The sequence below is a fragment of the Nostoc sp. ChiVER01 genome, from assembly GCF_034531155.1.
Classification (GTDB): Bacteria; Cyanobacteriota; Cyanobacteriia; order Cyanobacteriales; family Nostocaceae; genus Nostoc.
In genome coordinates this window covers 188,451-205,042 of the sequence record NZ_JAVRBS010000007.1, presented here as the reverse complement: position 1 = coordinate 205,042, position 16,592 = coordinate 188,451, and the positions used below count along the sequence as shown (strand labels likewise).

Annotated in this window: 11 protein-coding genes; 5 read left to right on the top strand and 6 right to left on the bottom strand. The window is 41.7% G+C overall.

The features are described from left to right. Positions 1-18: 18 nt before the first annotated feature. The 3 genes from RMY00_RS12230 to RMY00_RS12220 form a co-directional block, all read right to left on the bottom strand. Positions 19-2,859, bottom strand: a complete 2,841-nt coding sequence (locus tag RMY00_RS12230) for a DUF3131 domain-containing protein (RefSeq protein ID WP_322647792.1) — start codon at positions 2,857-2,859, stop codon at positions 19-21. Between the two features lie 2 nt (positions 2,860-2,861). Next, entirely contained in the window at positions 2,862-3,026 is a 165-nt protein-coding gene (locus RMY00_RS12225) for a hypothetical protein (RefSeq protein ID WP_322647791.1), read from the bottom strand. A 231-nt stretch (positions 3,027-3,257) separates the two neighbouring features. Continuing rightward, positions 3,258-4,985: a choice-of-anchor Q domain-containing protein gene (locus RMY00_RS12220; RefSeq protein WP_322647790.1), complete on the bottom strand. Its 1,728-nt coding sequence runs from the start codon at positions 4,983-4,985 to the stop codon at positions 3,258-3,260. A 1,073-nt stretch (positions 4,986-6,058) separates the two neighbouring features. On the opposite strand from RMY00_RS12220, the gene hflX reads away from it, so the two are divergent. The 4 genes from hflX (at position 6,059) to gshB (ending at position 10,970) form a co-directional block, all read left to right on the top strand. After that, positions 6,059-7,804 carry a GTPase HflX gene (hflX, locus tag RMY00_RS12215; protein ID WP_322647855.1) on the top strand — a complete coding sequence of 582 codons (1,746 nt, stop codon included), beginning with the start codon at positions 6,059-6,061 and terminating at the stop codon, positions 7,802-7,804. A 444-nt stretch (positions 7,805-8,248) separates the two neighbouring features. Beyond that, positions 8,249-9,079: an XDD4 family exosortase-dependent surface protein gene (locus RMY00_RS12210; protein ID WP_322647789.1), complete on the top strand. Its 831-nt coding sequence runs from the start codon at positions 8,249-8,251 to the stop codon at positions 9,077-9,079. A 411-nt stretch (positions 9,080-9,490) separates the two neighbouring features. Beyond that, the gene (gene grxC / locus RMY00_RS12205) at positions 9,491-9,760 is read left to right on the top strand and encodes a glutaredoxin 3 (protein ID WP_229470541.1); all 270 of its coding nucleotides are present in this window, start codon (positions 9,491-9,493) and stop codon (positions 9,758-9,760) included. Positions 9,761-9,995: 235 nt separating this feature from the next. Then, positions 9,996-10,970, top strand: a complete 975-nt coding sequence (gshB, locus tag RMY00_RS12200) for a glutathione synthase (protein WP_322647788.1) — start codon at positions 9,996-9,998, stop codon at positions 10,968-10,970. A gap of 299 nt (positions 10,971-11,269) precedes the next feature. Here the strand turns inward: gshB and ftsZ are convergent, their stop codons facing one another. The 3 genes from ftsZ to RMY00_RS12185 form a co-directional block, all read right to left on the bottom strand. After that, the gene (gene ftsZ, locus RMY00_RS12195) at positions 11,270-12,586 is read right to left on the bottom strand and encodes a cell division protein FtsZ (protein WP_322647787.1); all 1,317 of its coding nucleotides are present in this window, start codon (positions 12,584-12,586) and stop codon (positions 11,270-11,272) included. A 60-nt stretch (positions 12,587-12,646) separates the two neighbouring features. Next, on the bottom strand, positions 12,647-12,931 hold the full coding sequence (locus tag RMY00_RS12190) for a hypothetical protein (RefSeq protein ID WP_322647786.1): 285 nt from the start codon (positions 12,929-12,931) through the stop codon (positions 12,647-12,649). A gap of 673 nt (positions 12,932-13,604) precedes the next feature. Then, positions 13,605-14,459 carry a cell division protein FtsQ/DivIB gene (locus tag RMY00_RS12185; protein ID WP_322647785.1) on the bottom strand — a complete coding sequence of 285 codons (855 nt, stop codon included), beginning with the start codon at positions 14,457-14,459 and terminating at the stop codon, positions 13,605-13,607. Between the two features lie 701 nt (positions 14,460-15,160). On the opposite strand from RMY00_RS12185, the gene RMY00_RS12180 reads away from it, so the two are divergent. Then, a complete protein-coding gene (locus RMY00_RS12180; protein ID WP_322647784.1) occupies positions 15,161-16,492 on the top strand; it encodes a P-loop NTPase fold protein in 1,332 nt (443 codons plus the stop codon). The last annotated feature ends 100 nt before the right edge of the window (positions 16,493-16,592 follow it).

Genomic DNA, 16,592 nt, shown 5'->3' with positions numbered 1-16,592 from the left:
TTGGTATGGAAGACGTTCTTAGTTTGTAACTTTTGTATCCGTTACTAACTTAGTATTTTCACTACCGGAAACCCAGTAACTTCCAGAACCATCAGAAATTAACTTGGCTCGTTGTTTTGCAGTGTTGGGTAAACCTCGCCCAGAATCTCCCTTTGTAATTTCTTGCCACCAAGGAGATTTCATGCTGGTAGCCGGACGAATTAGGGGTTGTCGATTCATGGCTTTGTACAGCAAGGATTGCAAAATCATACTGTTGGTGCTGCTGGTGAAACCAACTGCCGTTTTACCTGTGGCTTCATAGAAACCTTCATAAAATCCGGCTAATGAATTGTATAAGTCAGTCGTTCCTTGCAGTAACTCTTGACTGTACTTGTTTTCTGGAAGCAGGGCATGATAGGCAAAAGCGACTGCTGTACTTACCAATCGCCCTTTTGGTACAGTTTGCCCGTCATCTCCTAAAGCCACCCAAGACTCACCCTGGCCAGTAATTGTGCTGTGGACAGTGTAAGGTTTACGATCAATTAGGGTGGTGGCTGAGGCTGTGAGAGTGCCAGTGCGACGGTAACGTTCAGCTTGCGCCTGAAAAATTGGTTCAAAGAGCGATCGCATTTGTGGATCTAGTCCAAACTCCAGTGCATAGAGTAAGAATGGATTGCTAACTGTGTATTGATTAACTTTAGATTTAGTATCTGTGCGACGGCGTTGGATTGGAACTTTCACTCCCTCAACTGAGGCAGTTTGATATTCACCGCCAACAGCAGAACCATCAACATTAAATCCCCATAATTGGAAAGCACGAGCGGCATATTCTTCATAACCCAAGCGGGTTTCAGGATTGACACGAGTAAGCGATCGCCCATCTTCCTCTTTGGTGGTTGTAGCACTAGAAAGAATACCCTCACGTACCACACGCAAGTATGACCAATCCAGCACAATTTTATCTACGGCAGCCGTATACTCTGGATGACAAGTTTTTAAGTTGTAAAGCGCTGCCAGTATTCTACCTAAATCTAAAGCTGACCAGCCGTTGCCTTCTGGAACTGGATTTCCACCATAATCTACTGATTGCAGCGTTCTGGTATCATAACCCCGACCCGGCAATTCTCCCGCAAATAATGGTAACTTTGTCAACGCTGCTAAAAGATGTCGGGTGCGCTGGTCAAATTCTTTAGGAGTAATTATATCGAGCGATCGCGCTGCATGGATTGCTGCCAGATAATCTCCTAAGCCCCAGAGGGTTGCACCTTTGAAATCACTGCGATCGTCTATCAGCCCACTCTTGGAGTGATAATTCGCTTGAAAGTATCGCCAAGCCGCCTCTGCATAACGTCGTTCAATTACTGATAGTGGTCGATCTAGTTTCAGGTTAGATGATTTGGGACTATTCACTGGTGGAATGGGTGCAACAGCCACTTCTGTAGGTTTAGAAGTACCCGCAGGGGTTGGGGTAGGAGTTGTAACAGGAGAATTTGGTTGATTTGCGGTAGGAGTCGTAACAGTAGAATTCGGTTGATTTGATGGTGTTTCAGGAGAAGCATTTTCACTGGGCTTGCCAGTAGACACAGTTACAGAACTAGAAGCAATTAAAGGGTGATTTCCCTTAGCTTTGTAGTATAAAATCTCTAAAATCAAACCATTAGTATTACCTGTCAAAGCTTTATTTGGTTGTTTTGATTCTTCATAGATACCAGCATAGTAACCACTGTCATCAGGACTGCGGAGATCCTTGACAACATCAAAAACTTTTTGAGCATAGGCATTATCTGGAAAAAGATAGCGCCAACCAAAAGCAGCTTTGGTGCTGATGCTGCGAAACTGTGGATAAGGTTGATTGGCATCGGTGATTGTAGCCCAGTTTGCACCGTTAGCGTAGACGGTGTTGTAGAGAAAATAAGGCGCTTGGTCAATATTATCTTCTGTGACAGCAGTCAACTGCCCTGTAGAATCATAACGCCGTTTTTGCACATCTAAAACCCTGGCAGCAAAATCAGCTAACTCACCTTGCAAACCAAACTCAATCCCATCAAGAATATAAGACTCACTAACAACGTAATTATTAGCGTTGGTGCTTTTAAAATCACGGGTATCAACCGGAATTTGCACACCATTAATTTTAACTAGCTGAAATGGTTCTAAAGAAATAGCCTTGGGTGCAGAGAAACCCCAAAGTTGATAACCCCTAGCGCCGTATTCTTCATAGCCAAGTCGGCCTTCTTGCACCAGCAGCGTTTTGTTGTCTGGGAGAACAGCAGCGCCATAAAGTTGTCCATCTTTGAGCGATCGCGCCACTTGCCATTTTGCTACAATTCCTTTTAGCCAGTCATTATATTGAGGATGACAGGTGCGGATAACATCAAACGCAGCCAGGATTCGCCCGACATCCAAAGCAGACCAACCAATACCTCGCTCCAGTGGATTATTGCCATAATCAACCATTTGTGCATTGGCTGCGTTATAGACTTTATTGGGCAAAGTATCTTCAAATAACTTTAAGCTGTTGAGAGTTGTCAAAAACTTGTTAAGACGTGAATCAAAATCTGCTTGGTCAGTAAGATTTAACCAACGTGCAGCATTCAACGCCATCAGGTAATTCCCCATATCCCAGAGTGTACCAGAAGGATAACCGCCTGTAGAATTGGTAAATCCCGTTGCTGGCTGATAATTTTTGACAAAATACTGCCAAGCAGCACGAGCATAAGTTTGTTCTTCAGGAGTAAGCGGGGCTGTAATATTGCCACAGCTACTGGAATTTTCGGATAAGACTGGTGTCGGGATGTAAAACAACAATTGCAGAAATGTCCCAATTAGGAACAATGCAATCCATCTCAACAGTTTTTGTTGACGGGGTTTGTATATCATAATCATAATGCAAAGAAGGAGTTAGGAGCGTCATAGGTGACAAATTTCTCGTTCCCGGCAGTATAATCACGCGCTAACCAGTGAAATTCTTGCGCTGCTTTGATCCGATATTCCGTTGTACGGATATTCTTGAGCAGTACTGCAAAGTAGGTGACGAGTGCAAACACAAAATTTTCCGGATCTAAGAAAATTGCAAACTCAGTCTAACCAAAGAAATAAAAAATTGACAAAAAAAATGCTTAGGGTGTTATTTTATTCACGTATTCAGGCTCTAAAACCCTCAACAATCTCTAAAAAGCGAATCGGAATACACTCGACTAATGCGATCGCTTTGTTGTCATATATCTCTCCGAAGAAAACAGAATGGTTTTTTAGGAGAGGGATATCAAAAGATACAACTAAATAGTGATAAAAGTAGAAGGTTGAGCCGAAAGGATACTTGCAGTGACATTATCCAACCTCGCTAACACTTGATTGTCAGAACTATCCATAATCAAGGCAATACTTCCTTGTTGCTGTATCGACAATTGACCGAACTTAAGACCACCTGACAACGCAAGCTTATCTTTACCTATTTCAAAGTCAGTAATAGAGTCTGTGCCCTCACCTAAAGCTAATACAAAAGTATCAGCACCATAACCTCCGGTAAGTACATCTTTGCCATTGCCCCCATAAAGTAGGTCATTGCCTGCACCCCCTAATAGTTGGTCATCGCCAATACCACCAAATAGCGTATCGTTTCCGTCGCCTCCGAAAAGTTGGTCATTTCCTAGATTACCTACGATAGTGTCTTGACCCCCAAACCCATAGATTTTGTTGGCTTGGTCATTACCTTTTAGGGACTCAGAGCTATCAGTGCCATTAAGAAGAGAAATTTGGTTAGCAATAGCAGTCTTATTGGTCGCGGCTTCGTATGCACCAGCATCAATCAATACACTGCCGTTGCCATCGCCATCTATGGGAGTATTCTTAGTGCTTTTATTGAAGGCATTGGAACCAGCATCGATCGCAGGACTTCCAGATTTGAGTCTAAAGTCATGATTCGCTGCATTAACAAACAACGGGTCTTTTAAAACATTTCCTGATCCTGTGTCTTTAAAAGCTCCGTTGTAAGCAATGTTATTGTCAAATGAAACATTACTAGAATTAGCTATATAATTGGCAGACGCTCCGGACTTGGCATACATAATATTGTTAGATGCCTGAACATTTTTAGAGCTGTTAATAAAAATTTCTCCAAGTAAAAGGTTTTGAGAATTTTTGTAAATTGTATTATTTACAATATCTACAGGGTTTTGTCCTTTGAAAATCTGAATACCTCCGCCACCATTGTTGTAGATTAGGTTGTTAGCAATTAAGGCTTTGCCTTCATAAAAATCAGTGCCAATATAGCTTCTATCAAGCATTATCCCATGACCTTCCTGTATTCTTCCCGTTGCATCACTAGGTACTAACTGATTGTTATCAAAGGAAGTGTTACCACGAATAATTACTTTGTAATCTTTGACATTATTATCAGAATTCCAGAGGTTCAGCATTGTAATCCCTTGGACTCCAAAGGGAGAATACCAACCATTCCCAGAAACGACATTTTTTTCTACTGTAATGTAGTCTGCTTGGGTTGTTCCAATCCCACCTCCGGGAAACTTAGAAATGTTGTTATTACTAATTGTGATGTGATGTGAATGCTGCTTTTCATCGCCATCAATATATGTAACATTAATACCATTTCCAGATGTTGCTGGATTACCTAAATTATTTTTTTCTTGGAGCGCATATTTTAATGTAGTTTCATCCCGCGCTCCCGTCATCGTCAGCCCATTAACTACTATATAAGAAGAGCCTGTAATTGAGACAGCATTCCAATTGTTTTTGTGTGCTTCTAGAACAGGTGTGTGTCCTGGATAAGCAGTAAATGTGATTGGCGCCTTAGCGGTACCGTGCTTATCTGAAATATCCAGAATGTTAGGGTAAATATTTGTGTAAGTACCATTCATGACGTAGACGGTATCACCTGCCTTCACCAAGTCTCCAGCTTTTTGAAGGGTACGAAATGCAGCTCCTTCCTTCAAGCCATCATTTTTATCATTGCCTGTTCCAGAAACGTAGTATGTTTTGCCAGCCATGAGATTAACTCCTAATATTTGTAAGGTGAATTGGTAGTACGTTCTCAGCAATAAACTATGTTGCTAAGTAGTTATTTGAATGGATAATTTATCTAGTCTTTTTAAGACAGTCGCAGTTGTGCGATGGCGTACCCGCCCTTTCCGGTGGCGATCGCGACTTAGAATCGCATCGTTTGTAGAAACACTTTTGTAAAACTGAAAATTTTTATCCTATTAACCGTTGATGGTTAAAGTAGGGATGTCGATACCGTCAATCGTTAGTGTTTTATTGAAAGTGATCGGACAATTTGCACAATACAAAGCCGGAGACTTTTCCTGTCATCTCTGCGCTTGTTGAGCGGTTAATTAAATTGGTTGAAACTTTAGTAGGTTTACCCTTTAACTTAAGGGAACTAATGTAACAACTTAGTCGAACCTGTTGTAAGCGGTGTAACTGAGTCTGGTGAACTCCTGTATTAAAACTAACCTTTACACCAAGGACACAAATCAGTAAATATTCTGAACTTAGTTATTTTTTTTACAACAAATACGAAATTTTTATGGAGACGTCGTAGTGGAATCCTGTTAATTTCTAGAGTGATATGGGAGTGGAGAGCGCTTTGTGCAAGGATTTGATGAAGTTTCTCTAAAAATTTTTAAAGAAGCGATATTTCTCGCAGGGTAAGACAGAAAGAAATAAGAAACTGAGAAAATTTGGCGTAGCCTCATAAAGAAATGGTATGAGTTTGGAGCATCAGTCAACTACTGGTGTACTTTCAAGAGCGATCGCTCATTTGTCAGAGAACCCATGTTGTCCCCTTCATTTCACAGCAGTTCTTGATGGGGTCATTCATTTCCCCCTGCTCCCTGCCCCTTTTCCTCTTCTTTGACCAAGAGAAGAGTATCCTTGTAGGGAAGCGAATGAGGGTTAAGTCTCTATTAAACTCAACTTAGAACCGCCATAGCCTAAAATGAATATCCGCCGCCAACTAATTCATAATGCATCCCTCAAAAGAGAGAGATAGGAGGCTAAACCCTGTTATAAAATAGACATATAAGGATTCGGGGGGCCATTTAACTGGTCATAAACGCCTATAGAAACTATTTTTGGAAATCTCCAAGGTTTAAAGTCCAGCCAGCTGAAGCAACTACAGAGGCTGTATCACCAGCGTATACCGGGCGATCGCATCACCACGTCCGAGTTTTCCCAGCGTCTGGCAGCAATTAGTACAGAAATCAATCAGCCTGTGTGCGCCTATATCAACCGTCGCGGACAAGTGATTCGCGTCGGGGTAGGCACACCGCGTCAAACACAAATACCACCTCTAGAATTGCCCCGTTACGGTGCAGAACGACTCAGTGGTATTCGTTGCATCGCCACCCATCTCAAGGCAGAACCGCCAAATGAGTCGGCACTCACGGCTATGGCACTGCAACGCTTAGATGCCCTAGTAGTCCTAAACATTACCGGAACAGGATTTACACGACGGGGAGGCGGTGCGACTGGATATGTCAAAGAAGCTTATCTAGCTCATCTGATACCCCAAGAGTCTCGCACGTTGATTACTAGTCCTGCTGCTTTCAAAGTAGAAGAGAGCCAAATTCAATCCCCAAGCTGGAATATATCGCCACCTCTGGGCTTGGATGATCTGGCAGAACAGGATTTAATAGACTTGGTAGAAAATCTGGAAGCGGAATTCCAACGCGAATTTGTTGCTCAGGAAGTAGATTCTGACCACGATCGCGTGTTAATTGTAGGACTAATGACCAGTGAGATAACCCCCCTACAATTCCAAGACACCCTAATGGAATTGGCGCGTTTAGTTGATACTGCTGGGGGAAATGTATTACAGACAATACAACAAAAGCGATCGCGCATTCATCCCCAGACAGTAGTTGGCGAAGGTAAAGTGCAAGAAATTGCCCTAACTGCCCAAACACTAGGAGTTAATCTCGTCGTCTTTAACCGCGACCTCTCACCCTCCCAAGTCCGCAACTTAGAAATGCAAATTGGTATCCGGGTGGTTGACCGCACCGAAGTAATTTTGGATATCTTTGCTCAACGCGCTCAGTCTCGTGCCGGGAAGTTGCAAGTAGAATTAGCACAATTAGAATACATGCAACCGCGACTGGCTGGTAGAGGTCGCGCCATGTCCCGATTGGGTGGTGGTATTGGAACTCGTGGCCCTGGTGAAACCAAACTTGAAACTGAACGCCGTGCCATTGGGCAGCGCATTTCTCGACTACAAAAAGAAGTAGACCAATTGCAAGCACATCGTTCACGGTTACGACAGCGACGACAGCATGAAGAAGTTCCCTCCGTGGCTTTGGTTGGATATACTAATGCTGGCAAATCCACTTTGTTGAATGCTCTTACTAACGCAGAAGTTTATACAGCCGACCAGCTATTTGCGACTCTCGATCCTACTACGCGCCGTTTGGTAATTCCTCATGGCGAAGCTAATAAACCTCAAGAAATTCTGATTACAGATACAGTAGGGTTCATACATGAACTGCCTGCATCATTAATGGATGCCTTTCGCGCCACCTTAGAGGAAGTCACAGAAGCCGATGCCCTACTCCATTTGGTGGATTTGTCTCATCCCGCTTGGTTGCGTCATATTCGCTCAGTCAGAGAAATCTTAGCGCAAATGCCAATAACTCCTGGCCCCGCGCTGGTTGTTTTTAACAAGATTGATCAAGCCAATAGTGAGACACTGGCTCTAGCTAGGGAAGAATTTCCCCTCGCGGTGTTTATTTCTGCGAGTCAGCGCTTGGGATTAGAAACCCTGCGTCATCGTCTTGCCCAGCTGATTGAATATGCCGTTGACTGTAGTTAAAACTTGAGTTGCGAATTCAGTGTCAACATCTTAATATTAGTGTCCTAAATTTTTAACTTTGGGGAAGGCGATTTCGCCTTCCCCAAAGTTAAATCTAAAATCTCGTGGTATCTATGGAAAACCATCAGCTTTTATTGTAAAGCGAATTACCAATCTCCCATACGAATTAATTGATTAAATATTGAAAAATAGAAGCTTAATTAAGCAAGCTGATTATGCATAGTTTAAGCTTAAAATTAGTTTAAGTGTAAACACTGAAGCTAATTATATATACTGGTAAAAATTTATTGATTGTTTCCAACTTAAAGTTTTAGTTAACCTTGATATATAAGGTAGACAATGAATAGTTTCTTATGTCAATTTATACATGAGCGTTTATTACTAAAAAAGTTCTCTTAAGACATTTTAAATGCCTTAAATAGAAACCAAAGGAGTTTAAAGCAAGTGTCTCAACTATATTCCAAGAAGATAGTAGGTTATGCGGCCTACTGTATATCAACATTAGCTGTGGTTATTTCGCAGATGCCAAGAGCAGATGCAGCCTCCATGACTTTCTCAGCTACAGGTACTAACCCAATATCAGGTGGAAGCAGTACAGCCCTTTCGGCAAAAGCTGTCTTTGATGATTCAATAGCAGGCAAGTTGACACTGACCCTTACTAATACAGGCCCAGGTGCATCAGCTCCTTCTGATGTTCTAACAGGAATCTTCTGGGATTATGCTGGATCTCCCTTAACAAACTTAACCTTGTCTTCAGCCAAAGCTCCAACCGTAATCAAGAATAATGTAACTACCGGAACTAATGTCGATCTTACCAAGGTTGGAGGAAATACAGTTGAATGGGGTTTTGCTAAGACTACCGCTAGCACTGGACTTGGTGGTGCTAGTGGCGTACTTAAGCCAGTAACTCAGCACTACGGTATTGGTACAGCAGGTTTTGGGATATCACCTGGTTTCGGTCTTTCGGGTGGACAGCAATTCAATTACGGTATTATTACTGGTTACGATAGTCCAAATTCAGCAGTAAGTGGAGGGACTTTTGTAAAAGACTCTGCCACATTCGTTTTCTCAGGGCTACCTACTGGCTTTGATTTAACAAAGATTCAGAATATTCGTTTTCAGTATGGTACTGGTTTAGATGAGCCTAGTACTTATTATATTGCTCCACCACCTCCACCTAAACGAGTACCTGAGTCTAATGCAACAGTAGCTCTTGGTTTATTTGCTCTAGGTGCGCTGAGGGTTGCCAAGAAAAAGCCTCTAGTCTCAGCTTAAATGAGAACTTGAGTACTAACTGACAACTGAGTTACGCTTTATAAGCAATTCTCACAATTAAATAATAGCCACTCTGTTTTTTAACAAAATTGGTATAAACATAATATCTTAGTCAAGAATCCAGACTTTATCTCTTGACTAATTTTTTATGTAAACCAAGTTAGCGCCTTATAAGGGTAAAGACAAAGCAAGATAAGGTATTGATAGTCTGTCAATAAATAATTTATGAATAGATTTCCTGTAGAGACGGCGATTTATCGCGTCTCTTTGTAAAGAAGGCGATTTATCGCGTCTCTTTGTAAAGAAGGCAATTTATCGCGTCTCTCTAACCGTCAAAATGGATTTGACAGACCACTAGAGTCAGTGGCAAAGTTCTAAAATTAAAAAGTATTAAATAAAGTTGAGGACTTTATGGCTGCAAAAGTAGAAATTTATACTTGGAGAACTTGCCCATTTTGCATTCGTGCCAAAAGTTTGTTGAAGAACAAGGGAGTTGAATTTATTGAATACAGCATTGATGGAGATGAGGCAGCCAGAAATAAAATGGCTCAAAGAGCAAATGGACGGCGCTCTTTACCGCAAATTTTTATCAATGATGATCATATAGGTGGTTGTGATGATATCCACGCTCTAGACAGTCAAGGCAAACTAGATGAACTACTAACTTCTAGCAACGTATAGGTTGAGTAAATATTGCTAGAAGCTAGCGACAAGCCGCTACACACGGCAGTCGCCACAACTCTGGAGAGTTACGCGCTGCCTTGTTTACAGGATTTTTCTCAAAAAAACGATATCTGTCCACAAGACTTTATCCACTAGGTTCCACTCAGCAGTACATATATACGTCAATTGGTGAGAGCATCAAGAGATAATAATTGAATAACCATTTAATTTGTTGGTGATTGAGGTATAAAGGGTGAAACTGGCTTTTATCATTGATCCCATCCATCTGCTTGACCCGTGTCATGATACCAGTGTTGCCCTAATTGAAGCAGCGCAAATCCTGGGACACGAAGTTTGGGTGACTCAGGCAAATCTGCTGAGTGTGGTGGAGAGCAAAGCTTGGGCTGTCCTACAGCGAGTCGAACTTGTGCCAGTGCAGTTGCTGGAGGGACGCTGGGTAGCGGTGAATCCTTGGTATAAGTTGAGCGATTCTTGCTTAACTTCTTTAGAGACAATGGACGCCGTATTTATGCGGACAGATCCACCTGTCAATGATTCCTACCTCTATGCCACGTACATTCTGGATTACATTGACCAAAATAAAACCTTGGTGATTAACAGTCCTAACGGCATCCGAGGGGCAAATGAAAAAATGTACGCCCTCCAGTTTACTAAAGCAATTCCAGAAACCATTGTTAGTGCTGATAAGCAGTTTATCCGGCAATTTGTCGAAGCGAACAAAGCTGCGGTTCTCAAACCACTGGGTAACAAAGCTGGCGAAGGAATTTTATTTTTGCAATCAGGCGATCGCAATTTTAACTCTATTGTCGAACTCAGTACTTTCCAAGGTCGAGTGCCTGTAATGGTGCAAACCTATTTACCGGAGGCAAAAGCAGGAGATAAGCGAATTATCCTACTCAATGGCGAACCAATTGGTGCGCTCAATCGCCTCTCTAGCGGAACTGATTTTCGCAATAATATGGCTACTGGTGGCACAGTCGCTCAAACTGAAATTACCCCAAGGGAGTATGAAATTTGTACCCAAGTAGCCGAACGGTTACGCCAAGATGGCTTAATTTTTGTAGGTATTGATGTTATTGGTGGCTACTTAACTGAAGTTAACGTCACTAGCCCTACTGGAATTCGTGAGATTGATCGCTTAGATGGTACTCACCTTGGTCATCAGGTTATTCAATGGCTTGAACAGACAATAGAAAGCAAACAATAATTTACATTTATTTTTTGCTTCGAGTTTTGAGGGTTTGTAGTAAGCACGCTTTGTGCTTACTACATCAGTTTATTTTTTCCAAAAGCATAGCTGGACATGTGAGCCAGCCGACTCCTGCCCAAGTTAATTTTATTTCTATAAAGTAGCGTTAACGAGTTTTTACCCATTAGCAAGATTGGGGATGGCAACAGATTGCTTACCCCTGCTCTTAGTAAAACCCTGGAACTAGCAGATTTTATACAGCAGTCAGCCTAACCTGAGACTGCTAATTTAATCTAAAACCTCAAATCCAAAATCTTTTAATTCCGTGGTGTACGTCGGTTTCTCAGAAAATCAGGTATATCTAATCCTGGTTTTTCTTTCGGTTCTGGAATTGGAGTTGGAGTTGGAGTTGAACTTGGAGTTGAGGTTGAAGGATTAACAGCTGGTTGCTGTGTTACTGGTCGCTTCGAGGTATTAGGTGCTACTCGAACGTTCGCTACGCTTTGTTGTACCGCAGCTTGCACTTCACCTGTAAACCCGGTGGCAATTACAGTAATTCTTACCTCACCTTGGAGTCTGTCATCAATTACAGCCCCAAAAATAATATTGGCGTTGGGATCAACTACTTCATAAATTGCTTCTGCGGCTGCATTCACTTCATGCAAAGTCAGGTCAGTACCACCAGTAATATTAAAGACTACCCCTCTGGCACCTTCAATAGAACATTCTAGTAATGGTGAAGAAATAGCTGCGATCGCAGCTTCTCTGGCTCTAGATTTTCCAGAGCTAACGCCAATTCCCATCAATGCCGATCCCGCATCTGCCATCACCGCTCGGACATCAGCAAAGTCAACGTTTACCAAACCAGGGATTGTGATGATATCAGAAATACCTTGCACCCCTTGACGCAGTACATCATCTGCATAACGAAAAGCTTCTTGCACAGGTGTTTGTTCGGGGATCACTTCCAGCAGCTTGTTGTTGGGGATAATAATCAGTGTATCTACCCTACTTTTTAGTCCTTCAATACCTTGTTCTGCTTGGCTAGTACGGCGGCGGCCCTCAAACACAAATGGACGTGTGACTACACCAACAGTCAGAGCGCCCATTTCCTTTGCTACTTCTGCCACTATCGGCGCTGCACCTGTCCCAGTGCCACCCCCCATACCAGCAGTGATAAATACTAGGTCTGCACCCTCTAAAGCTGTGGCAATTTCATCTCGTGATTCTTCTGCTGCCTTTTGACCAATGGCAGGATTACCACCTGCTCCTAAACCCCGTGTTAGCTTCTGTCCGATTTGTAATCTACTGGGAGCGCCAGCTAAGGTTAGAGCTTGGGCATCAGTGTTAATTGACCAAAACTCTACCCCAGAAACATCGGATTCGATCATGCGGTTAACGGCATTCCCACCGCCACCACCGACACCAATCACTTTAATGTTGGCAACCCGACCAGGAACGATCTCGCCAATTCGGCTATTTTCCGTAGAAATCTTCTTATTATCGTGATTTTGTCCGAAGTTCAACCCAGAGTTATTAAAGGGATTGGTCGAGTTAACTGCCAGAGAGAACCCCGGCTGTCCCGTCGATTGGGAATTTTTATAGTTAAGTCCTTGGTTATTATCAAGTGTCATTGGATTTGTCAAAGGGTAGATAAACGACTTTTTCAGGTGTTACTCACCTCAGAGTCAACTTTAGTTTGACAGTGCCACAATACTATGGCACTGTTCTTTATTGTTTTCACTACTGCCAAGCCTAACAGAGTTGGCAGTGTGAAAATTTGCTATGGGATGAGCCTTCAAGGCAAGCGATCGCACAGCCAATTCTAGAGAAGTATACCTACATTTATCTAAAAGTGATCTGTATAACTTCAACCATACATTAATCGTTTCATTATTCTCAGCAGAGGGCAGAACTAGTAAAGACACACTACAGTGCGTCTGATCTACCTCAATAATATTGTTAATAGATTTCACCATTGGGGATAGCTGCAACTTTAGACACAAAATTTACCTTATACTTACTTATCCCTAAGGTTGAAGTAAGCAATAATTTACTTTGTCAGACTATACCTGATTAATTTGTTGTTTGGGGGGTCTTAATGGAGACTTTGTTCGAGCAATAGTCTATCTTACGAGAACCCTTACTAGTGTGGTCAACAAATCAAGATTTTTCCAGAGGTTTTGTAAACCGATAGGAATTACGGCACAGAATAGTCTAAATTGACTGCCCAGAAGCTATGCTTACGCAACTTTGGGCGGCATTTTCCTTTACAGATTGAAACTTCGGTAAACTGTCTTTGGAATAGAAGGCGTTTTGCACGCCATAGCCGATGATTAGATTGCTGAACATCTTGCACCCTACTATTAGGTGTTAGGAGTCATAATTGAAAGTGTTTTACTCGTAATAGAGATTTTAGGATTTATCTTCTCATTTTAATTAGAAGTTAATGCCAATTTTCGTGCGGGTTGCTCGAAAACTGAAAATAATAAATTTATTTATCAGCATAAAGCTTCTTAATTTACTAAAAGCTATCAATACATTAAACACTCTAGTACTGCAAGGCGGAAGTTAAAAGTCAAGCATTCAAAAGAATTGTATTCCAGGCTTTTACGCTATTTGAAATGGTCTGTTTATTTACGTCATGCTGTACTAGATGTTTTTAGGAGTTTTAGAAGTTAATTTTTGTTCTTTTTGGTTCATCTGTACTAATGGAAGTTCGGGATTTTTCAGATCAATATACTCTATTTGGCCGGAATTTAGTTTTGCTGTTAAATGCCGCATCTGGGCGAGTACTTTAATTTGTTCAGACAGTTGGGGGCCTGGAACGCCGAGATGCACATTTCCGAGTTCTGTTTTCAAAATTAAATTCGCTGGATTTTGGCAATCAATTTCCATCACCTTTATGGGGCTTTGGCTTACAGCTTGATGAAGTTGAGTCCAGTAGAGACAGTATTGTTTGGGCAATCCAATTACTCTGAGATTGGGTAATTTCTTAGTAGGATTCAGTGATGTATATTTTTCTAAAGGCATCCAGGCCCCGCTTGCATCTAGCAAGCCGATTGTGACTTTTTTGTTGCCAGCGCCTTGATTTTGCCCATTTGGTGTTTGAGTTACGGCTACAGGGACTCGTTCTTGGATTTCGATGTTTAATCCAGGAGGAAACAAGCGGCGTCTAACGATCGCTTCGGCAATAGTTGGTTGTTTCTTCAAAGAGTTAGCGATCGCTGCCGGTTCAATCCGCCACAAAGATTGGGGGTAAGATAGCGCCAATAGTGATTGAGTTGTCTCATCCGACAGGGACTGATTACCTGATTTGATCGCAACTTGTTTAGGACTTTTTAGCACCCACACTGGTTGGACTGCCACCCACAGCAATCCAATCGCCAAACCAGTAATGGCAAAAGTTCGCCAAATAGCTTGAATAATTTTCATCTGCCTCTGCCGACGTAATTTCTTACGACGCTGGGCTAGATCGGTGCGGGAAACTGATATTATGCCAGCCATTCAAACCCCTTTCTACTTACAATTCAAATTCCTTGACGCCTTTTTATCATTATTAATCTCAGTAAACACTGCCAGCATCTATTAGCCGCTCTCCTCAAGACTTTTTTTATTTTTAGTAACACTTTACAGTAACTACATTAACGAACGTGGCGCTAGTCATCCTTCCAATTAAAGTTTCCGGTGTCCATTCTTAACTTACTGTTGTCTTTTCGACAAGGGATCGTCAAACATCTTGTCTCTAAAGATTACAAAAGGTTAATTTAGATATTTCTAATTTTGCCACCTTGACAAAGAAAAGGTGAAATGATAAGCAAATATCATTAAGTCTCTGTATAGATTGCTATAATTCATACCAGTCCTTATCATTAGCAATCCAAACTGGGAACTATAAGACGTAGTAGCTTTTTTACTAATTAACTCAGCTATAAAGGGTTGTGCTAAGTCACACAAAAGCTACAGATTACCAAAAACTCAATAGCAGGTGTAAAAAGGACAGATATGCTTAAGGTTACTAGGGTCAACTAAATCTCTACCATACTACTGACAGCGATCTGGAACAAGTGCTGTCTTTTGCAAGATATTGCCAACTTGCGAAGTAATTGTGTGCTTACATCCAGACTAGAGATTTTTGGTATAAAAAATACAAGTTAACTGCATCTACACACATCTACACACACACATCAACATATACCTCTAGATACATGAAAACGACATTAAATTTGTCACGTTTTTATAAAGCATGTAATCCAAGCTACACGCTCAATATAAGTAACGTGCTAGATCGCCAGTATTACATAGATTTTGCTGATGTTCGTGGTTGCAAGATTGTCGAAGAATTGCAGCGAACTATCATTCGAATTTCTCCTGATGAGCCAACCTGCCAGTTATTTACGGGTCACATTGGCTGCGGGAAGTCAACGGAATTGCAGCGCCTCAAGACAGAACTAGAATTAGCGGGATTTCATGTAGTTTACTTTGAGTCGAGTCAAGACTTAGATATGGCAGATATTGATATCAGCGATATTTTGCTAAGTGTAGCCCGTCAAGTCAGTGCTAGTTTAGAAGGCATTAACGTCAAACTTAAACCTGGTTACTTTACCAATTTATTCAAAGAAGTAGGCGATTTTTTGCAAAGTCCCATAGAGCTTTCTGGACAAGCAGAGTTATCGTTGGGTATTGCCAAAATTACCGCTAAAACCAAAGATAGTACCCAGACGCGGAATCAACTAAGGCAATATCTAGAGCCACGTACCAATAGTATTTTGCAAGCCATTAACGAAGAAATTCTAGAAAAAGCTGTTGAACAGCTAAAGCTACGGGGTCAAAAAGGATTAGTAGTAATTGTAGATAATTTGGATCGAGTAGATATGCGTCCCTTAGCATCGGGGCGATCGCAACCAGAATATCTCTTTATCGACCGAGGCGAACAGCTACGCCGACTCAAATGCCACCTAGTTTATACAATTCCTCTAACGTTAATTTTCTCCAATGAGTATGAGACACTGAAAAATCGTTTGGGGGGAGGGATTGCGCCAAAAGTACTACCGATGGTATTGGTACGCCAAAGAGATGGCAGTGACTACGAACCAGGCATGTCACTAGTCCGCCAATTAGTTCTAGCAAGAGCTTTTCCAGAAGTTCCTTTGAATGAAAGGCTTTCATTAATTACAGAATTATTCGATCACTCTCAAACTTTGGATCGTATATGCCGCATTAGTGGTGGTCATATTCGTAATTTATTAGGTTTACTTTATAGCTGCCTACAACGAGAAGATCCACCTTTTTCTAAGGACTGCTTAGAAGCCGTGATTAAGGACTACCGCGACGATTTGCTACTAGCTATTGATGAATCCCAATGGGAATTATTGTTTGAAGTAGTGCAGCAGCAGAGAGTTAAAGGTGAGTCTGATTATCAAAGTTTACTAAGAAGCATGTATCTATTTGAATATCGTGATCCTCTGGGACGATGGTTCGGTATTAGTCCAGCCCTAGCAGAAACAGAAAAAGTTTTAGCTTGGCAACAAAAAAAGTAACAATGCTGCGTGAGTCATTAGTCGTTAGTCCTTTGTCATTTGCCATTGGACTAATAACTAATGCTCAATTTCTCATTCTCCATTCCTCACTTTCCATGTT